Annotated in this window: 16 protein-coding genes; 3 read left to right on the top strand and 13 right to left on the bottom strand. The window is 53.7% G+C overall.

What is annotated here, in order from left to right:
• Positions 1 to 79: 79 nt before the first annotated feature.
• Positions 80 to 352: a hypothetical protein gene (locus tag AYI87_RS05660; protein ID WP_144200353.1), complete on the bottom strand. Its 273-nt coding sequence runs from the start codon at positions 350 to 352 to the stop codon at positions 80 to 82.
• Between the two features lie 159 nt (positions 353 to 511).
• Complete coding sequence (locus AYI87_RS05655) at positions 512 to 817, bottom strand: hypothetical protein (protein ID WP_144200351.1); 306 nt, start codon at positions 815 to 817, stop codon at positions 512 to 514.
• 527 nt (positions 818 to 1344) lie between these two features.
• On the opposite strand from AYI87_RS05655, the gene AYI87_RS05650 reads away from it, so the two are divergent.
• Positions 1345 to 3054: a proline--tRNA ligase gene (locus tag AYI87_RS05650; RefSeq protein ID WP_144200349.1), complete on the top strand. Its 1710-nt coding sequence runs from the start codon at positions 1345 to 1347 to the stop codon at positions 3052 to 3054.
• Between the two features lie 79 nt (positions 3055 to 3133).
• On the opposite strand, the gene AYI87_RS05645 is transcribed toward AYI87_RS05650, so the two are convergent.
• Positions 3134 to 3862: a hypothetical protein gene (locus AYI87_RS05645; RefSeq protein ID WP_144200347.1), complete on the bottom strand. Its 729-nt coding sequence runs from the start codon at positions 3860 to 3862 to the stop codon at positions 3134 to 3136.
• Positions 3863 to 4214: 352 nt separating this feature from the next.
• A complete protein-coding gene (locus AYI87_RS05640; RefSeq protein WP_144200345.1) occupies positions 4215 to 4643 on the bottom strand; it encodes a YybH family protein in 429 nt (142 codons plus the stop codon).
• 158 nt (positions 4644 to 4801) lie between these two features.
• Here AYI87_RS05640 and AYI87_RS05635 point away from each other — a divergent pair, with 158 nt between their 5' ends.
• Positions 4802 to 5137 carry a winged helix-turn-helix transcriptional regulator gene (locus AYI87_RS05635; protein ID WP_144200343.1) on the top strand — a complete coding sequence of 112 codons (336 nt, stop codon included), beginning with the start codon at positions 4802 to 4804 and terminating at the stop codon, positions 5135 to 5137.
• A gap of 487 nt (positions 5138 to 5624) precedes the next feature.
• Here AYI87_RS05635 and AYI87_RS05630 read toward each other — a convergent pair whose 3' ends face one another.
• From AYI87_RS05630 to AYI87_RS05590, 9 genes are all read right to left on the bottom strand, one after another.
• Entirely contained in the window at positions 5625 to 6617 is a 993-nt protein-coding gene (locus tag AYI87_RS05630) for a hypothetical protein (RefSeq protein WP_144200341.1), read from the bottom strand.
• Positions 6618 to 7768: 1151 nt separating this feature from the next.
• Entirely contained in the window at positions 7769 to 8995 is a 1227-nt protein-coding gene (locus tag AYI87_RS05625; protein WP_144200339.1) for a phenylacetate--CoA ligase family protein, read from the bottom strand.
• 9 nt (positions 8996 to 9004) lie between these two features.
• The gene (locus tag AYI87_RS05620; RefSeq protein WP_144200337.1) at positions 9005 to 9823 is read right to left on the bottom strand and encodes an ABC transporter ATP-binding protein; all 819 of its coding nucleotides are present in this window, start codon (positions 9821 to 9823) and stop codon (positions 9005 to 9007) included.
• 63 nt (positions 9824 to 9886) lie between these two features.
• Positions 9887 to 11131, bottom strand: a complete 1245-nt coding sequence (locus AYI87_RS05615; RefSeq protein ID WP_144200335.1) for an ABC transporter substrate-binding protein — start codon at positions 11129 to 11131, stop codon at positions 9887 to 9889.
• 123 nt (positions 11132 to 11254) lie between these two features.
• A complete protein-coding gene (locus tag AYI87_RS05610; RefSeq protein WP_144200333.1) occupies positions 11255 to 12328 on the bottom strand; it encodes a branched-chain amino acid ABC transporter permease in 1074 nt (357 codons plus the stop codon).
• Positions 12329 to 12388: 60 nt separating this feature from the next.
• On the bottom strand, positions 12389 to 13282 hold the full coding sequence (locus tag AYI87_RS05605) for a branched-chain amino acid ABC transporter permease (protein WP_144200331.1): 894 nt from the start codon (positions 13280 to 13282) through the stop codon (positions 12389 to 12391).
• Positions 13279 to 15246 (bottom strand): long-chain fatty acid--CoA ligase, encoded by a 1968-nt coding sequence (locus AYI87_RS05600; protein WP_144200330.1) that lies wholly within the window; start codon positions 15244 to 15246, stop codon positions 13279 to 13281. The genes AYI87_RS05605 and AYI87_RS05600 overlap by 4 nt, the downstream gene beginning before the upstream one ends.
• Positions 15246 to 16043: an ABC transporter ATP-binding protein gene (locus AYI87_RS05595; RefSeq protein ID WP_011866408.1), complete on the bottom strand. Its 798-nt coding sequence runs from the start codon at positions 16041 to 16043 to the stop codon at positions 15246 to 15248. The genes AYI87_RS05600 and AYI87_RS05595 overlap by 1 nt, the downstream gene beginning before the upstream one ends.
• Before the next feature lie 119 nt (positions 16044 to 16162).
• Complete coding sequence (locus tag AYI87_RS05590) at positions 16163 to 17203, bottom strand: DcaP family trimeric outer membrane transporter (protein ID WP_011866409.1); 1041 nt, start codon at positions 17201 to 17203, stop codon at positions 16163 to 16165.
• 257 nt (positions 17204 to 17460) lie between these two features.
• Here AYI87_RS05590 and AYI87_RS05585 point away from each other — a divergent pair, with 257 nt between their 5' ends.
• Positions 17461 to 20955 carry a PAS-domain containing protein gene (locus AYI87_RS05585; RefSeq protein ID WP_144200328.1) on the top strand — a complete coding sequence of 1165 codons (3495 nt, stop codon included), beginning with the start codon at positions 17461 to 17463 and terminating at the stop codon, positions 20953 to 20955.
• Positions 20956 to 21031 lie beyond the last annotated feature (76 nt).

The following is a 21031-nucleotide window of genomic DNA, read 5'->3' as shown; positions in this document are numbered from 1 at the left end:
TCCCTAAACAGGCTGGCATTTTTTTGCCCGGCATCTGGTGCCTAGCATCAATTTAAAAGGCTGATTTTAGAGGCTGATTTTAGAGACTCAGCAGCTGGGCACCCACCCTCTCTACCCGCTTCTCGTTGCGGCTGATCACATAGCCCTGATCGATATAGCCATCGATACAGGCTTGATACTTGCTGTCTGACAGGCTGTCGCCAAAGCCAAGCCCGGTCCAATTCACCTCGCACTGCACCGTCTCCCCCTTGTCGTTGCTCAGGGTCGCCTTCTGATAGGTAGTCTCTAGCTTAGGCACCACAGCCAAGGCCCCAAGGGTCAGTCCGATGACAATAATAAATTTTGCTTTCATGGCTATCCTTAAATAACTGCACTCAAAACAACGGCCTAAATAACTATCCTTAAATAACTGTCCTTAAATAACTGCCTAAAATAACTGACCTAAAATAACTGGCCTTAATGACAGATGACTAGCGCCTGCTCTTTCCGGCGCCCATTGGCCGGACGAGGCTCACTCTAGCTGTATCCTGACATCTCGGGCACCGGCGCTCAGGCCAAGCTCCATCAGGCAGCGCTCCTCGATCTCAGACAGGCCGCCCTCACACATGGCCATAGGTTGGATGACGAGTTTTGGCCGCTTAAACAGCCCAATGCAACCCAGCTCATTCAATCCTTGCTTGAGGCACTGCTCGGCAGGGGAAAAATTGCCCACCAGCAAACGCCGGGTGGTAAATGGCGTACTCGGCGACAGGGCCGTTTGCTGCTCGCCATGACTCACCACGATACGGTCGGGATAGATCTGTGCGATCACTTCCATGTAACTGTTTACCTTTAAGCTGACAGTAGCTTATTACGAAAAACCCAATACTTTACGCGATTTATCCCTGTTGATCACTAGGGGTTGTTTATGTTTCAGGTTAAATTCTGTTTAATCTCAGCGCTATTTGCTCACGAGCCGAGCAATGAAATGGCCAGTGAAGCAAGCGGTGAGCTGGCTAATGTTGTGAATAGTGCGATAGCCAACAGGATGCAATGAGTGAGGTCAATTGCGCACGAACTGCACGCGATAACGCACAATAATCCTGAGCGCGTAAGATGCTCCTCGAGACCGCTTTTACCGGCCCTTTTTCAGGCTTATCACTCGTTTGGGCAGAAGAACTGCGCCACGCTAGCCCTACCCTGTATGAATCGTCAACACATTGCCACAAAGGCAAACAGTAGAGGTCTGAAGCCGCCTGCTTGCCGACACAGATCTCCCGCGGCAACTGGCCAACAAACTAGGTGACATCAAACGTCAGGGTGCTAAAATGTCGACCTATTTCATCACACAACTGGATATTGGGAATGCGAGTTAGCAAGTACCTGCTTTCAACACAAAAAGAGACCCCAGCAAACGCTGAGGTGGTCAGTCATCAATTAATGCTGCGCGCCGGCATGATACGTCGTAACGCTTCTGGCCTATACAGCTGGTTGCCGTCAGGCTTACGTGTGCTGCGCAAGGTCGAAGCGATCGTTCGCGAAGAGATGAACAATGCAGGTGCTGTTGAGATCTTGATGCCCATGGTGCAACCGGCAGACCTTTGGGTTGAAACCGGCCGTTGGGACAAATTTGGCCCAGAGCTGCTACGTTTCCAAGACAGACATAACCGCGACTTCGTACTGGGCCCAACCCACGAAGAGGTGATCACCGACATCATTCGTAAAGAGGTTAGCTCTTACAAACAGCTACCGCTGAACCTGTATCAGATCCAGACCAAGTTCCGCGACGAGGTACGTCCCCGTTTCGGCGTGATGCGTTCACGCGAGTTCCTGATGAAAGATGCCTACTCTTTCCATCTTGATCAGGAGACCATGGATGATACCTATCAGGCAATGTACACCGCCTACAGCAACATCTTAGGCCGTATGGGTCTGGCCTTCCGCCCGGTATTGGCCGACACAGGTTCTATCGGTGGCAGCATGTCACACGAATTCCACGTGCTGGCCAACAGCGGTGAAGACCTGATCGCCTACTCGACCGAGAGCGACTACGCCGCCAACATCGAAAAGGCCGAGGCGCCAATGCCTACCGAGCCTCGTGGCGCCGCCACCATGGAAATGAGTGTTATCGACACGCCAAACGCCAAGACCATCGAAGAGTTGGTTGAGCAGCACGGTATCGCCATCGAGAAGACCATCAAGACCATTATCGTTAAGGGCGCCAGCGAAGAGGCACCTTTGGTAGCCGTGATCGTGCGTGGCGACCATGAGCTGAACGAAGTCAAAGTCGAGAAGCTCGATGCCGTACTGGCACCATTTGAGATGGCCGGTGAAGCAGAGATCCGCGATGCACTGGGTGCAGGCCCTGGCTCACTCGGCCCAGTTGGCATGACCATCCCTGTGTATGTGGATCACAGCGTTAACGTCATGAGCGACTTTGCCGCCGGTGCCAACCAAGACGGTAAGCACTATGTGGGCATCAACTGGGAACGCGATCTGCCACAGGCAGAGGTTGCCGACCTGCGTAACGTTATCGAAGGTGAGCCTAGCCCATGTGGCAAGGGCACTATCGGCCTGCTACGCGGCATCGAAGTGGGTCACATCTTCCAGCTGGGCACCAACTACTCAAAAGCCATGGGCGCCAGCGTACTGGACGAGAACGGCAAAGCACAAACATTGCTGATGGGTTGTTACGGTGTTGGCGTGAGCCGTATCGTGGCCGCAGCCATCGAGCAGAACCACGACGATCGTGGCATCATCTGGCCAGCTGCCATCGCACCGTTCAAGGTTGGTATCCTGCCGATGAACATGCACAAGTCACATCGCATCAAAGATATGGCCGAGAAGCTCTATAGTGATCTTTGTGATGCCGGCATCGAAGTCCTGTTCGACGACCGTAAAGAGCGCCCAGGTGTGATGTTTGCCGACATGGAGCTGATTGGTCTGCCGCACGTTATCGTGATTGGCGAGCGCAACATAGACAACGGCGTATTCGAATACAAGAACCGTCGTACCGGCGAGAAGCAAGAGATCCCATTCGAGCAGATCGTCGACTTCATCAAGTCTGCCAAATAAGACGCTTACAGAACTCGAATATAAAACGCCCGGCAACTGCCGGGCTTTTTTATTATCTACTACAAAAATAATCTAGATATTAACGACTGACCTCGGGCACATCTTCTCGCACCTTAAAGGTGCCAGGGACCAGGGCATTGACCAGAGATTTAAACAGTGCGCCCCAAAAGAGAAGCAAGCCAATCCAAAAGTATCTTAGATAACTGGTTTGAAACTGACCTACCTTAGGCTTCATATACTTATAGGAAAGCAGAGTCTTATTAGCGGCTTTCAGCTGAAGTATCAGTCCAGCTTCATGCCAGATTGCGATCTTCTCTCCCACTTTAAGGCTTTGCGCTAGGCGATGGCACTTGCTCGCGCCGATATTGACGGCATAGAAGTTATCTTGAAAAGAGGTAATTTCCAGGTCGTAAAAAGTCCCCCCCGTCTCCTCATCGATAACCTCGCTACTACGGCACTGGATAGCATCTATCGTCGTCGAATATTCATGCACGTCTGCCAAATCGGCCACATGATATTTAGGCAACACATAGGCGAAAAAGACAAGGTTAACCATGAAAAATAAAAAGATAAACAAGTATCTGGAGCCCTTGGGGCCATCCGATGCGAACTCAATAAAAACATCGTCCTCATCATCATAAAGCCAATCTGGCAGCCCCTGCCTGCTAGTGGCAACCTCGCCAGCGGCCCTCCTACGTTTTATCTCATCTGTGAGTTGTTGATACCTATCTGGGTACTGCGCTTTATCTATGTTGTCGTTAACATCAAGCAGCTCATCCAAGGTACACTTCGAATAATCGACTGACACACTATCTCCCTTTACCAATTCCCTTTTCTATTTCCCTTTCCTAATTCCATGTTCTTTTGGCTTTTTCAGCAGTCTTTATCGAGCTTTTATCACCAAGCTCAATAAACTGATTCACTCGTAAAGGCCGAACTCCCCGACTCACCATGAAGTGACGAACTCATGAAGATCAGACAAGTAATCCCCTTGCAATTAGCAACTAATCATCTCCCAGAACCTAGACTACATGACATGAAACTAATTATTAATCAATATTTTGATCTAATTGAGGCTTACCCCAAGCTAAGCCCCAATTGAACATCATCAATGTATCAGAGGTTACCTTAACGATTAAGAGTGAACAGACTGAAAAGGTTTAATATCCATTTGGATTATCTATAACGTACACCCAGCCGTAATTTTGGTATTGCATGACTTCAAGCGCTGTCCCCTTTAAATCTGTACCCGAGATTTTCCATTGAGATCTAACCAAGGCGATATCGCCATTAATATGAACCGACTTTGACAAGGTCTGCATCTCTCCCTTGACCCCTAGATATTTTTCCAACTCGCTGACAATGGATTTTCTGCCAATGGCGGCCCGCCCCTTATCATCGAGAATGAATTTCGCGTCGGCAGCGAAAAGCGTCGATAAGCCTTGCAGATCCTTGTGCTTAAAGTACTGTGCAAACAACCCATGAAGTTCACTGGGCGACTGTGGCTTGGGGTACTCAACTGGTGACTCCGCGGCAACACTAAAAGCTAAAAAGACCAAAGCAATCGTTATTATCTTGGCGACTCTCATCTACATCTCCTGAAATACAGTTAAACAGTGCAGCAAAGATACCCAACACAGTTACCTTTAACCATTAGCTTCCAAAAAGTAACTAGTTACCTTATGGTAAGTAGAAGCCATAGTTAAAAATAGAAAACTGCCAGCCCCATGAAGCTAAGGAAGCCTCAATGGTTCACGCCACCGCCCCCGAAAATTACTGTAATGTCGATAAATATCTGTCCTTAATATCAACCAAATGGACAGCCCATATTATCTATCTCCTCAGTCAACACCCAGTGATGAGATTTGGTCAGATCCAGAAGCAACTCGCCCTCGTCTCCAGCAAGGTACTGAGTTCGCGTTTAAAGCTACTGGAGGCTGAAAAGTTTATCTGGCGGGAGCAGCAAGCGACCATCCCGGTAACAGTTAACTATGGATTGACACCAAAAGGGCAAGAGCTGGCCGATATCGTCCTCAAGATTGTCGAAAAAACAGAATCATGGAGCCTGGATGGCCACAAGTGAGATTCTAGATAACCAATTTATGAGACACTTGCGTTGGCGACAACGCTGATATCGCCCGATTCCCCTCCCCCCATAGTCCGAGAGCAAAGCGATTTAGTTGCATCGGAGTTAAGAGATTAGAATCGTAGACGGATAATACGCTCTAACATCTAGCCACATTGCCAATTGGCAATAAAGCCTTAACCATGGCTTTATGATGTATCAATTGTCTGCCGCAGGTGCAGTGCATGGATGCACCAATGTCGAGAACATTTTTGGCCATGCCTCGAAAGGTCACAAATGTGTTTACACCTGATTATCCGTCTCTTCGATTAAGCGACTTCTGTATCCGCGTATTCGCGACGATCAAACACCAAATCATTTTTGGACATTTCTGCGTTAGGACTTTTGCTCTACTATGTGAGTTTAAAATAAATATTTCTATGGCTAACGCTCGCGTAATAGACGCGAGCTTGCGAGCGTCCTGATTGACGCGTTTGTTAGATGGCTACTTGCCACGCATGATGTCAATTTGCTGCTGAATATGCGCATCAAGTTGAAATGCAGATTCATCAATCTTCGATCTTATATCTTCTGTCTGCCTCATAAAATCACAATATTTCTTTAAAGCCTTATGCTCTTCCTGCTCGTTAGATAGAGAATTAAGCCGAGACATCCAGCTTGGAATTGGGTCAGTTGGTACGGGCCAGTTATAATTCGCTATGAGCCATTCAACAAGACCACCTACTGTTTGGTTAGAGTACCCGCCCTCATGAGCGATCCGTTTACCCTCATCGGTAAATGCGAAAGGCCATGCTTGTGAATCAACAACAACTTCATCCCGATTTTTATCGTCTGGTCCGTCGGCAGACAAGAAGTTTATTGCATCATCAGTGGAATCAATAGTTGAGCGCATATCTTCGGTCAAATCGTAAATTAGCTTATTCTCCATTGAAGAGACTACTTCGCTAAGCCTATCGTATGCAGACTGAAAGGCCGCTTTGTGATCCATGAACCTAGTATCACCTAAGTACTTTCTAGCCCTATATGAAATTTTATCGTTGCTTGACCAGCACCAAAATTGTGGCTCATAAGCCTTTAACACTTCACAAGCACATTTAAAGTAGAACAATGCAAGGGAGTGCAATATAGCTTCGTGCCTTAAACCTTGGTGATAGGATGAATTTCTATATGAATGCAGATTAAGAATTGATTCGCACAGAGCGTGATCGAAAAAACCAAGTTTACGCGCTGCTTTAGCCTTTCCATCAAAGTTTTGACCTAATCCTTTCTGAATTATCTTTGGATCATGCTTTGGCTCGCTAAAACGCCCCCACATTTCATTCTCATTCGCTTTATCTTGTATAAAACGATGTAACGTAAGCTCCACTACGTTATCTACAAGCATCAATGCGAATCGATCGAAATTTCGGTCACAAACGGCTAATTGATCTAAAGCTAGATCCAGTTGGTCAATGTTGTCAGCTAGAAACTGAATCATAATTCTCCGATCATCTAACGCTTATTAGCGAGAATGCCGACTATGTAAATCAATTTCTACTAATGTACATCGCGGCAAACTTTTTAAATATCTGAAACTTATATCAATAACAGCATTACATAACAAGGACAAAATAAGCAGCCCGAAAATCAAGCGAGACTTGGCTTATTTGAGAGAAAGGGCGAGACCGTCACCACTTCCTATTAAAAGAAAATCGTTCAAACTTAACCCTTATTAATCAGCTCGTTACGGACTCCCAAAAAGCAAATCGAGAATCGAAAGATTATATAATAGGAAGTGAAAGTGGGGCGTTTTGGCAAAATCCCATTATCCCTGTATAGATGCGCAGTCTAGCGAATAGAGTTTGGCAACCTGCCGAACACTCATCTCGCCCTCCTACTCACGTCAAATGAAGCCAAGTCGAAGAGACGTTGGATACCGAGTGCAGATACGGCTGTGACCTTCGGTTTCAGTGATGAAACCGTAGAGCGGCCAGGGATGGCGCACAGCGAGTCACAGACGTAACTGCACATCCCCCCGCCGGGCAGGCGATAAAGGTACGACCTTCAACCCATTTAATTAATGATCATGTCGCCAAATGAAAACCAAGAAAACTATAGAAATGCCAAATCTTCATTCCAAGGCCAACACGCAATGGGGCAAAAATCAGTTAGCTTTCACGCCCTAAACACACCAACACCGCCAAATCGAAGAAACGTTAGATACACAGTGTAAGCACGCTTTTGGCCCTCGGCGGCATGGACGCCGCCGTGGAGCGTATAGGGACATATTTACAGCGTGCCAAAAGCGTGCTTGCACAGCCCTCGCCGGGCAGGCGTTAGGTAGCCATGAAGGTACGACTTTCAAACACCTAATCAATTCTAATACCACCAAACGCGATCACCTTGAATCACGACATTCGTACTTCCATGTACAGCACTCGCCGGGCAGGCGCTAGGTTGCGATGAAGGATAGACCTTCAGAAATTCTCCCAATACCCAACTAGCCAAACGTTCCCCCACACAAAAAAGAAGCCAAAAACAACAATGCCCAACCTCATCCAAGGCTAGGCATTGCAACTTGAGTAAACAATTATCCGCGTAGTGACATTAATGGATAAAAGCACTACACCAGAGTGCTATCTCAGAGCGCTACCTTTGATCCTCAATCACCACCCCATCATCCGCCAAGGTGCCTGGCGCCAGCAAGGCCACCTCGCCCGATAGCTGGGTCTCGGCGCGAATAGAGTCCTGCACCGCGGCAATATCCACCTGAGGGCGCATCGTCTCATCCACCTCGCACAGCAGCCGCATCAGATCGTTTTCCTGTTGGCGGGTGACCACTAAGCGCACCTTAGCGATACCGGGATGACGGCGACGAATCCGCTCCACCTGCTCGGGATGGACAAACAGCCCCTTCACCTTAGTAGTCTGATCCGCGCGTCCCAGCCAGCCCTTGATACGCACATTGGTGCGACCGCAGGCACTCGTGCCCGGCATGATGGCCGACAGGTCGCCGGTGGCGAAGCGCACCAGGGGATAGTCGCGGTTAAAGCTGGTCACCACTACCTCGCCTACCTCGCCCTCTGGCACAGGGGTTAAGGTGCCGGGCCGCACTATCTCGACGATGATGTCTTCGGCAACCACAAGGCCTTCGCCCGAGACGCTCTCGAAGGCGATGAGGCCAATATCGGCGGTGACATAGGCCTGCTTGACGTCGATATCCGCCGCCTCGAAGCTGGCCTTGAGGGAGGGGGTTAACGCCTCGCCCGACACCAGCGCCTTGGTGATGGAGCTGATGTCCTTACTCAGGGCCTTGCCCTTCTCCAGCAAGATATTGAGAAACGAGGGGGTGCCGCTGTAGCCATTTGGTTTAAGCGAGGCGATAAGGTCCAGCTGCATCTCGCTCTGCCCAGGCCCTGCCGGGATAACGGTGCAGCCACAGGCCCTGGCGCCCGAATCCATGATAAAGCCCCCCGGCGTCAGGTGATAAGCCAGGCAGTTCTGCACCAGGTCGCCTGCTCGAAATCCTGCGGCGAAGAAGGCCTGACCCATGCGCCACCAGTCATGGCCGTCACACTCGGGGTCATAGATGGGCCCGGGTGACTGAAAGATACGCCCGCTAGGCTTGCTTGGCGTCATGCCGGCAAAGGGCGGCTGCTTGGCCTGCAGGGCGATAAGGTCCGCCTTGCGGGTAATGGGCAGAGTCGCCAGCGCCTCGCGGCTATCGACGCTGCTCACCTCGATATCTGCCAGTCGCTCGGCGTAATAACGGCAGTTTGCCTTGGCGAAGCTGAGCTGCTCGGGCAGCGCCGCCATCAGCTGCTGCTCGCGCTGCTCGGGCGCAAGCGCCTCTTCGGGTTTGAAATAATCGGCCATATTGCCTCCCTACAGCCAACGCTTACGGCGTTTATACGACTTTAGGTTCTTGAAGCTCTTACGGGTTTCGTTGCCGCCCCCCAGGTAGAACTCCTTCACATCTTCGTTGTTGAGCAGCTGCGCCTTGGTGCCGTCGAGCACGATTTTGCCCGACTCCATGATGTAGCCATAGTTAGCCGCCTTGAGGGCGTAGTTGGCGTTCTGCTCCACCAGCAGCATGGTAATACCCTGCTCGCGGTTGATCTTCTCTATGATGCCAAACACCTCCTTGACCAGCAGAGGCGACAGCCCCATGGAGGGCTCGTCCAGGCAGATCATCTTAGGTCTGGCCATCAGGGCGCGGCCGATGGCCAGCATCTGCTGCTCACCGCCCGACAGGTAACCCGCCAGCCCGGTGCGCTCCTTGAGGCGCGGGAAGTAGTTGAATACCATCTCGATATCCTGGTTCACCTGACCGTCGCGGCGGGTATAGGCCCCTAATTTCAGGTTTTCGATCACCGTCATATCCTCGACGATGCGGCGCCCCTCCATCACCTGAAACAGGCCAGAGCGCACCACCTCATCGGCGTTCTTCACGTCGATACGCTCGCCCATGAAGTGGATGTCACCGCGGGACACCTCGCCATTTTCTGTCTTTAGCAAGCCGGAGATCGCCTTGAGGGTGGTGGACTTACCGGCGCCGTTGGGGCCCAGCAGGGTCACTATCTCGCCCTGTGGCACCTCTATGCTCACGCCGCGTAGCACCTGGATCACATCGTCATAGACCACTTCGATATTGTTGATTGCGAGAAGTGGCGTCTCGGGCTTTAACTGCACTGCTTGTGTCATAACAACTCCAAGGTCAAGAAGCGGGCCGGGCAAGACGGGCTTACCCGGCGCAGGGAAAAGAGATTAGTAGCCTAACCAGTCGACGCGGCGCTCAAGGGTCACCTGATTGACCTTCTCGACCTTGATGTCGCCATGGTTGTAGTTACCCTTGTAGATGTTGACCTGGTTGATGCCGCGATGATCTTCCGGCGTCCAGGTGGCGGCCAGGCAGACCCCCTCTAGCCCCTTAGGCACCCAGTCTTTGTGCACATACATGCCCTTCTTGACGTTCTCACCCGTAATGCCGCCGTGCGCCTTGGCCCACTCCATCGACTCCTTCATGAAGTAGGTCGAGCAGACGCCACGGATATAGTGGTGCAGACGCTCCTCTTTACCCGTGCTGTCAGACATCTTAGAGATCTCACGTACCAGCTTCATGCCCGGCACATCGTCGGTCCAGAACGGCGTCATGGTCGGGAAGATATAGTTCTTCACCCCTTCACCGGCGGCCTTGAACACCAACTTATCGCCACCCCAGATATTAGACATGAACTGGATATCGGTGCCGACAGTGTCGCAAGACTTGATCAGCGACTGCACCGAGCCCCCGAGGTTGCCGATATAACCATAGTTGGTACCTGAGCTCTTAAGACTCAAACACTGGGCCTTAAAGTCGCCCGGCTTCATGGAGATCACTACAGATGGCTGCACATCGAAGCCCAGCTCGGTTGCATACTCGGCGCAGGCCTCTTTAGGCGCATTAGGGAAAGGATGGTTGGCGCCGATATGGGTAAACTTAGGCTTGCCCTTACCGCCCTTGGCCTTCCAGTCGTCGGCGGCCCACTGCACCAGGCCGCGACAGGCGTCAGAGTAAGACGCGCCGTAGAAGAAGTTATATGGCGCCGGCTTAGTGGTGTTCGGGTTCTTACCCTGAGGGTCGGTCAGATGACCAGAGTAAGAGGCCGAGAAGATAGGCGTCTTATCCTTGGCGGCAAAAGAGATCAGCGCCTCGGTATCGGCTGTGCCCCAACCCTGCATGGCCACCATGTTCTTGCGCGACAGCCACTTCTTGTATGAGGCGATCGCCTGAGGCACCTTGTAGGCATAGTCTATGGTCTCATATTCCAGCTTAGTGCCATCGATGCCGCCATGGGCATTGATATAAGCCAGGGCATCACGCACACCGTCGGCGTATGGCTTACCCACGAAGGCCGTGGGGCCAGACATGTCGGCCAGGTGGCCAACAAAGACCGTGTCTTCGGCTTGGGCAGCGCCCGAGGCGAAGGCGAAACAAGCAAGCGTGGTGCTAAGTAGTATTTTTTTAGTCATCGTTATCTTCCTTCAACATGATCCAGATAGATTGAATGCGGTTAACGCAGCGCTACAGCCAGGATCAACGCTCATTGCTATTCAAACTGTGTCGGTTTTACATCAATTTCATTAGCCCTCGACTTAATAGGCGAAGGGGTAACATTTCCAATAGTTCTTAATTTGTCCCCAGCGATGGGCCAGTCCCTCGGGTTCGAAGATGAGGAACAGGATGATCACCAGGCCGATAGCCATCTCCTTGATGTAGGCCAGACCGTCGGTGACCATAGGCAGGTTGCCGTAGTCGGTATACTTCATCAGTCCCACCATGCCCTCTAACACCTCGGGCAGCAGCACCATGAAGACCACGCCCATCAGGGTGCCCTTGATAGAGCCCAGACCGCCGATGATCACCATGGCCAGGAACTGAATCGACATTAAGATGGTAAAGCCCTCGGAGGAGACATACCCCAGGTAGTGGGCGTACAGGGCGCCACCTATGCCGGCGTAGAAAGAGGAGATGCCGAAGGACAAGAGGCGATACTTGTTGAGCTTGACCCCCATGATCTCGGCCGATAGATAGTGGTCGCGCACCGCAACGAAGGCGCGGCCGTCGCGGCTACGCATCAGGTTACAGCCCCAGATATACATGAACACCAGGGCAAACAGGGCGATGAAATAGAAACTCATGTCGGTGTCGAAATCGAAACCGAACAGGCTGACGGGCGCCGCCATGGCACCGGACGCACCACCGGTAAACCATTCGGCGCGGCCGAAGAAGTCCTGAATGATGAACTGAGCCGCCAGGGTCGCAATCGCCAAATAGAGCCCCTTGATCCTTGCAGCCGGCATACCGAACATCATGCCCACGCCCATTGTGAGAAAGCCCGCCAGCGGAATACAAAACACCACAGGAATGTTAAAGCTGGTGTTGAGCCAAGCCGAGGCGAAGGCGCCGAAGCCGAAGAAGGCGCCGTGGCCTAAGGATATCTGCCCGGTAAAGCCCACCAGGATATTCAGCCCCAGGGCGGCGATACCTAAGTATGAAATCTGAATAAACAGGGTCAGAAAATAACCATCCAATACCAGGGGCGCTGCGCAGGCTAGCGCGATCACCAGAAAGGTCACCAGGCGTATGGTCTTGGTTTCAAAAATCGTATTGTCAGCTTTATAGCTGGTGCGAAAATCCCCGCACGGGCGCATCGCTAAACTAGACATAGAAAACTCCTTGAACTGCAATAGGGTCAAACGCAATTAGCTGTGTCATGGCCGTGCTCCTTAAATTCGCTCGATATCACGGGTGCCGAACAGGCCGTAGGGCTTGAACCAGAGGATCACCAGCAAGACATAGAAAGGCGCGATGTTGTACATGTTGCCGATATGCAGCCACTGGCTATCGAAGAACTCGGCGACGTTTTCCAGCACACCTATCACCACGCCGCCGATGATGGCCCCGACGATGGAGTCCAGCCCCCCCAGGATCACCGCAGGGAACACCTTGATGCCTATGGTGGACAGCGAATCAGATACGCCGTTGACCATGCCGATCACCACACCGGCGGTGGCCGATACTGTAGCGGCGATGCCCCAGCTCATGGCAAACACCTGCTTGACCGAGATCCCCAGGCTCTGGGCCACCTGTTGGTCGAAGGCGGTGGCGCGCATCGCCAGGCCGTGCTTGGAATACTTAAAGAAGAGGAAGAAGCCCGCCATGATCAATATCGCGATCACAGTACTCATCAAATAAGCCAGCTCTATGTTCAGGCCGAAGATGGCGATGGACTGAGTGTCGAACACCTGAGGGTAGCTCTGGGGCGACACGCCGAATATCCACTTGGTCAGCGACTGGAAGAAGATAGACAGTCCTATGGTCACCATGATCACCGAGATGATCGGCTCGCCTATCATGGGGCGCAGCACTATCATCTGCAACAGCACACCAAACAGCGCCATGAAGCAGAGGGTGAAGAGGAAGCCGACGAAAAAGGGCAGCTGGAAATAGGTCAAAAACGCCCAGCAGACCCAGGCCCCCACCAGCAAAAACTCCCCCTGGGCGAAGTTAACGATCTGGGTCGACTTGTACACCAGTACGAAACACATGCCCACCACGCCATACAGCAGGCCGACGATCAGGCCGTTGATAATTAATTGAATTAAGAGTTCAAAATTCATGATGCTCTCCTTTGACTCGCCTCGCCCTCGATGGACTGACGCGGGGCGATCACGGTCGCCACCTTGACTTGAGTTTGGATGCGCGACTTAGTGCCATCCTGGAAGGTGATCACTGTGTCGATATCCACATGGGACTGGTCGCCATAGATGGCCTCGATGATCTCGCCATACTTGTCGGCTATCACCCCACGTCTCACCTTACGGGTACGGGTCAGCTCGCCGTCATCGGCGTCCAGCTCCTTGTAAAGCAAGATAAACTTGTTGATCTTCTGCGCATCGGGCAGGGTCTCGTTCACCCGCTCCACCTCGGCCTGTAGCTGCTGATACACTTCGGGCAGGCTCGACAGGTTGGTGTAGTTGGTGAAGGCCAGTCCCTGCTGCTCGGCCCACTTGGAGACGATACTGAAACGGATACAGAGAATGGCCGACAGGTAGGGCTTGTCCTTGCCTAAGATCACTGCCTCACCGATGAAAGATGAGAACTTAAGCTTGTTCTCGATATACTGGGGCGAGTACTGAATGCCCTGGCTGGTCTTGGCCAGGTCTTTGATGCGGTCGATCACCACCAGGTGGCCCGACGGCTTGAAGTAACCGGCATCCCCCGTGTGCATCCAGCCATCTTTGACATCTTCATCATAGGCCGCCTGATCGCCCAGATAGCCGTTGAACATGCCTACGGTTCTGGCGATCACCTCGCCCACCCCTTCGCTGTCGGTGTTGATCACCTTAAGCTCGGCGGTATCGAAGGCCACACCGACCGTGTCGTAGTCCACGTCATGTTCGTCGTGTATGGTGTAGGCGCCGCACATCTCGGTCTGGCCGTAGAGCTGACGCAGCGGCACGCCGATCGCCTGGAAGAACTTGAAGGTATCCGGCCCCATGGCCGCGCCGCCTGTGGCCGCCGATTTGAGGAAGGAAAACCCTAGGCGATCGCGCAGCGCCTTCATCAAGATGATGTCGGCCAGCTTAGAGCGTCTGCCCTCGGCTAGTCGCTGCTCGGCGCGCTTCATGGCAAAGTCGAATAACTTCTGCTTGAACGGGGTCGAGTCCATCATGCGCGCCTTCACATCGGCGAGGATCCCTTCCCACACTCTAGGCGCTAACAAGACGAAGCTAGGGCCTATCTCGCGCAGATCCGCCATCATGGTTTCCTGCTCTTCGACGAAGTTGACGATCTGACGGGCGATGAGCGCCTGACCCACGGCGTAGACCTGCTCCATGATCCAGGGCAGCGGCAGTACCGAGACATAGTTGTCCCCCGGCGCGCGAGGATCGGCTCTGAGATAAGAGCAGCAGTGGTCGATAAACTTACTGCCCTGCAACAAGACAATCTTAGGCTTAGAGGTGGTGCCCGAGGTGGTGCAGTAGATGGCGATGTTCTCGGCCTTGCCCGCATCCACCAGGTTGTCGTAGTGGCGTGGCTGAGTGTTATCCACCTCCTGGCCGAGACGATAGATCTCCTCAACGCTGATAAGGCGTGGGTCGTCATACTTGCGCATGCCGCGCGGGTCACAGTAAACGATATATTTCACCGAAGGGATACTGTCCCCCAGCTCCAGCAGCTTGTCACACTGCTCCTCATCTTCGGCGACGATCACCTGGGCCTCGCTGCGATTGAGCAGGTAGGCCACCTCTTCGTGCAGCGAGTCTTGATAGATCCCCAAGGAGAAGCAGGCCAGTGCATGGGCCGCGACTTCGCCCCAGACCCACTCGGGACGGTTCTCGCCCAGCAGGGCTATGGTGCTGTGTGATTTAATGCCTAGGTGGTCGAAGGCTAGCGCCATCCACTTCACCCGGTTGTGATAATCTTGCCAGCTGAATTCGGTCCAGATGCCAAACTCCTTCTCGCGCATGGCAATCTCTTTGCCCCAGTTGGCCGCATTGTGGCGCAGGATCTTGGGAAAGGTATCGAGTGAACCCATGTCGAAGGCCCGCGCCGTCGACGCATTATTTACCTGAGTCATTAGCCAACCTCTTGTAATTGCTCGTCATCTTCAAGGCCCAGATAGGCCTGTCTCACGTGCTCGTCGGCCATCACCGCTTCGGGCAGGCCAGAGATCAATTTCTTACCGAAATCGAGCACCATCACCTCATGGGAGATATCCATCACCACCCCCATGTCGTGTTCAATCATCACCACGGTAATGCCAAACTCCTCGTTGAGATCCAGGATATAGCGGGCCATATCCTCCTTCTCTTCCAGGTTCATCCCCGCCATCGGCTCGTCGAGCAGAATCAGCTTAGGGTTGAGCGCCATGGCCCGGGCCAGCTCGACCCGCTTGCGCAGGCCGTAAGAGAGGGTGCCAGCGATAGATTTGCGCACATGGGAGATGTCGAGAAAGTCGATGATCTCCTCCACCTGACGGCGATGGGCCAGCTCCTCTTTCTGCGCCGGTGAGGCCCAGTACAGGGGGCCGGTGAGCCAGTTGTTTTTCATCAGGTGGTGACGACCCACCATGATGTTGTCCAGCACCGACATGTGGCCAAACAGGGCCAGGTTTTGAAAGGTACGTCCTATGCCGAGATCGGCACGGGCATTGGGTCTGAGATGAGTGACATCCTGATTATCGAAATGAATTGTCCCCTTCTGCGGACGGTAGCGACCCGAGATGCTGTTGAGCATCGAGGTCTTGCCCGCCCCGTTGGGACCGATAATTGAAAACACGGCGCCGCGCTCGACCTCGAAGCTCACATCGGTCAGGGCCTTTACCCCACCAAATGCGAGCGAGATCTGATCGACAGTTAAAATGGTATCTTTCACAACCCTACTCCTTTAAACGGCTCTGCCTGGGTGTTTCGGCGATGAGTCGCCCCGGCGGATGCCAGGACGAGGGTTAAACGGGTAAAAAAAGTGGGGAGGAAGCCCTCCCCCAAGAGCACTTACAAGGCGTAACGCATTGAGAACTGTGCGTAGTTAGAATCGACCTTCTGGTCGTCCAGGGCGAAGTTACCCACTTCGATGCCCACGGCCAGAGCCGGTGTCAGGTTCTGGAACAGGTTGACGCTCCACTGGCTGCGATCGGCATCTGACTTGTCGGTCTCGATGCGGCCATAGAGGAAGGTGCTGCGCAGGGTATCTGTCCAGTAGTGGCGGTAGGCGGCGAGATAAGAGGTGCTGGTTTCCACCTCTTCACCGATAAGATCTTTAGTCACCCCCAGCCCCACGTAGCGGCCCACTTCCCCTTGGTGGAACTGGAAGCGCAGATCATCTTTACCGAAGGTGTTGATGCGACCGGCAATCGAGCCACCGAAGGCGGTCTCGCTGTTGCCGCCCAGGGTGTTGAGCCTGCGACCCAGCGCCGAGATGGAGACATTACCCCAGTCGCCCTTGAAGTTATAACGGGCTACCACATCCGGCAGATCGTCGTTGGCGGTATCGCCACCGTCACTCTCAGGGTTCTCGATAGAGACCTGGAAGCCGCCCATGTCGTAACGGATCTGGCCCTGACGCACGAAGGCCAAACCAACAGTGGCACCGGCGAAGTCGGCGGTTTCCGGGATGGCGCTGGTGTTCATGAAGGTGGTCCAGGTCTGGCCCACGGTTAAGTCTTTGTACTTGATGAAGGCGTGGCGCAGACGCGGATGGGCCGAGTTAGACACCACCTGGTTGCCGCCACCGCCGAGGAAATCCATCTCGATGAAACCCATCACGTCGCCGTGAACATACTTGGTGTTGAAACGAGACTCGTTGGCGAAGATACGGAACTGTGACGCGCTCTCTTCGAGCGGCGTGCCGGTGCCAATCCAGAAGTCGCGATAGGCGACATCGCCATTAACATAGCGGGCATCGACCTTGAGGTAGCCGCCGAAAGACAGCTTGCCGTCGTCGCCGACGTTAAAGTCATAACCTGCCATGGCAGAACTGGCCATCAGACCGAGTGAAGTTGCGAGTGTGAGTTTTTTTATTGTTGATGTGAGCATCTTGATTATCCCCTTTTGTGGTTGCCTCCAAGATGGAGAAATGCCTCCTTTGCCTCAATTGGGAATAGGTAGTAATGCAGCGGTAGTAGGCCATAGGGCGCAATACCCGAGGATTAGGCAGTAAGCACTAATACTTAAGTCGATGGCTGTAAATGCCGACTTTCACCTTAACTGTGATATGTTGGCTTGAATAACAAAATAAAAGGAGTGAGCCGGGATGGCGAGATAAGCTCCTGAAAAGATAGGATAAGTGACAGATGTTCCCAAACTGGCTATTGGTTGCCATCAGCATCAGCTATATCGGCCTGCTGTTTTTAATGGCATTTCTGGGTGACAAGTACCGCGGCAAGTGGTTTGCCGGGCAGCACACCATCATCTACTCCCTGTCGCTGGGGGTCTACTGTACCTCCTGGGGCTTTCTCGGCACCGCCGGACAGGCCGCCAATAACTCCTTCGCCTATCTGCCGGTTTATATCGCGCCTATCTTGCTGTTTATCTTCGCCTGGCCCTTTATCCAAAGAGTGATCCGCGTCTGTCTCAAGCTCAACATCACCTCGATTGCCGATCTGCTGGCGGCCCGTTTCGGCAAGTCGCCCTTGCTGGCGGTGGTGGTCACCTTCGTCGCCCTGTTTGGCACCCTGCCCTATATCGCGCTGCAGCAGAAGGCAATCGTCAACTCCTATGAGATCTTGCGGCAAGATCACCTGCTCTCCTCCTGGCAGCTGGGCCTGGTGGTAAGCCTGATCCTCGCCGGTTTCACCATAGTCTTCGGGGTGCGCGCCATCGACGTGACCGAGCGCCACCCGGGCATGATGCTGGCCATCGCCTTCGAGTCCTTCGTGAAGCTTATCGCCTACCTCACCATAGGCATCTTCGTCTCCTTCTTCCTATTCGACTCGCCCATGGATATCTGGCGCCAAGCTACTGAGATCAAGCCCCTAGAGGCGGAGTTTAACTACCCCAACTTCATCTCGCTGTTTGGCCTGTTGATTATCGTGATGTCGGCATTTCTCTGTCTGCCGAGGCAGTTCCAGGTACTGATCGTCGAGCTGAAATCACAAAAGCATGTGCTCTGGAGCCGCTGGACCTTCCCCCTCTATGTGCTGGTGTTTGCCTTCTTCGCCACGCCACTGGGTCAGGCGGGCAATATCCTCTATGGCGACTCGCTCCAGAGTGACGCCTATGTGCTGTTTCTGCCGGTCTTCAGCGGCGATATCTGGCTGGGGCTGTTTAGTTTTCTCGGCGCCATCTCGGCGGCCAGCTCCATGGTGATCATCTCCACCATCGCCCTGAGTACCATGCTGAGTAACGAGATCGTCTTCCCGACCCTATTTAAGATCAACAACATACAGAGTAATGACTTCCACAAGTTCCGCTCGCACCTGCTTAATATCCGCAAGGCGCTGGTGCTACTGGTGATCTTCATGAGCTATGGCATGTTCCTGATCGCCCCGCCCGATACCCTGGCCTCTTTAGGTGAGGTGGCCTTCGGCGCCATCGCCCAGATAGGCCCAGCGCTGTTTGCCGCCTTCCTCTGGCGCCGGGTCACGCTGATCGGCGTATTGGTTGGGATCTCCAGCGGCTTCGCCCTCTGGCTGGTGCTTAACCTGTTGCCGCAGCTGGGCCTCTACGGCCACCCCTTCGCCGGCAGCGGTTATTCGATGACCACAATGGCGACTCTGGTCGGCCTGTTTGTCAACGTGATGGCGATCTGGCTGGTTTCCTCCTTTACCCGCCAGAGCGTGCACGAGCAGATGCAGATAGGCCACTTCATTGAGCGCCCGGAGCTCGACAAGGCGCTGCCCGAGGTGCCCAAGCATGTGAACCCGACCGAGCTAGAGCTACTGGTGGCCCGCTTCGTCGGCAAGGACAAGGCCGCCCAGGGCTTCTACTCCTTCTTCTCCTGTCAGCCCCAGCCAATTCAGGACAAGAACGCCCACAATCAGGCGCTGATCTTCTTTACCGAAAACATGCTCGCCAGCGTCATGGGCTCGGCCTCGGCGCGCCTGGTGCTCTCCTGCGCCCTCCATGGCCGCGACATCGCCATCGAGGATGTGGCCCAGCTGGTAGAGGAGGCCTCGAGCCATCGCAAGGAGTTCAGCCGCAGCGTGCTACACAGTGCCATCGAGAACGCCAGCGAAGGGATCTCGGTTATCGACAAAGACCTCAACCTGGTGGCCTGGAACCAGCAATACCTCAGCCTGTTTAACTACCCGGACGACCTGGTCTATATCGGCTGCCCGGTGCGCCAGCTAATCGAGTACAACCTCAAGTTCGGCAAGGGCTATATTCCCAACCTGGATGAACAGGTGGAGCGGCGCCTCAACTTCCTGCGCCAGGGGAGTCGTCACGCCACCGAGCGAATCCAACCCGACGGCAAGACGATTCGCATCCAGGGCAACCCCATACCCGGCGGCGGTTTCGTGATGATCTTCTCCGACATCAGCATGTACCGCGAGGCCGAGAAACTACTGAAAGAGAAAAACCTGGATCTGGAAGCCAGGGTGTTTGAGCGCACCAAGCGACTCGAACAGGCCAACCTGCAGCTGGCCAAGTCCAACGAAGAGCTGGCCGAAGCGCTACAGAAGGTAGAACAGGCGCACCAGAAAAAGAGTCAGTATCTCAAGGCCTGTAGCCATGATCTGCTGCAGCCGCTGTCGGCGGCGCGCCTCTTCTCCTCCGCCTTCGTCCAGGGCGGTCAGCTGTCCAATAAACAGAAACAGCAGATAGGCTATATCGACAATGCCCTGCAGGTGGCCAACGAGCTGCTGCTGGATCTCAACGAAGTGTCGCGCATCGAAGGCGGCACAGTAGTGCCCGAGATCACCGAGTTTGCCCTGCAGGAGGTGCTCGACTCCTTGGTGGAAGAATTCAGCGCCATGGCCAGCACCACACAGGCTGAGTTTAAGTGTATCAAGACCAAGCTCTGGGTGCGCAGCGACAAGGTGCTGCTCAGACGCATACTGCAGAACCTGATCAGCAACGCGTTTCGTTACGCCGGTGGCGGGCGCATATTGCTGGGTTGTCGCCGCCACGGCGACACCATCGCCATTCAGGTGGTGGACGATGGCCCGGGGATCCCCGCCGATAAGCAGGCGGTGATCTTCGAACAATTTACCCGTTTGCAGCACTCGGGCCATGAGGGCGTTAACGGCCTGGGACTGGGGCTGAATATCGCCCAGGGGCTGGCGGAGCTGATGCAGCATCGGCTTACCCTGTCATCGAAAGTCAATCAGGGCAGTATCTTTAGCCTGAGCCTGAATGTCGCCCAACCAAAACTTGTGGAGGAGCAGACCAGCCAGCCGGATATCCTTACCCTCAACGGCGTCAAGGTGCTGTGCGTCGATGACGACCCCAACGTGTTGGCGGGCATGGAGGAGCTATTGAAGGGCTGGAAGTGTCAGGTGCATACCGCCTCGTCGGCGCAGCAGGCCAAGGCCTGTGTAAGCCAGTTTGCCGGTAAGCTGGACATAGTGCTGATGGACTATCAGCTGGATAACAACCAAAACGGCCTGGATCTCATGGCCGAGCTACAGGCCCTTTCCAGCCGCCCCATTCCGGCGATTCTGATCACCGCCACCATAGACGAGGAGGTGGTGCAGCGCACCAAGGAGCTGGGTTATGGCTATCTGCGTAAGATCATCAAGCCCATCGCCCTGCGCGCCGTGATGAGCGCTACCCTGGCCAACAGCCTACACAACAACTATTCGGCCCAGCCGAGCCCCCACTTTATGGACCCGCTAACCGATTAAAAGCAAACGCCCCGCTTCGGACATAAACCGCTGCGGGGCGTTTTTATTAAATGTGAGGAACCTGTAAGCCCTAAAC

The sequence above is a fragment of the Shewanella sp. KCT genome, assembly GCF_007636505.1.
GTDB classification, from domain to species: domain Bacteria; phylum Pseudomonadota; class Gammaproteobacteria; order Enterobacterales; family Shewanellaceae; genus Shewanella; species Shewanella halotolerans.
Note: the sequence above shows the minus strand (reverse complement) of the source record. Positions and strands in the feature narration are given on the sequence as shown.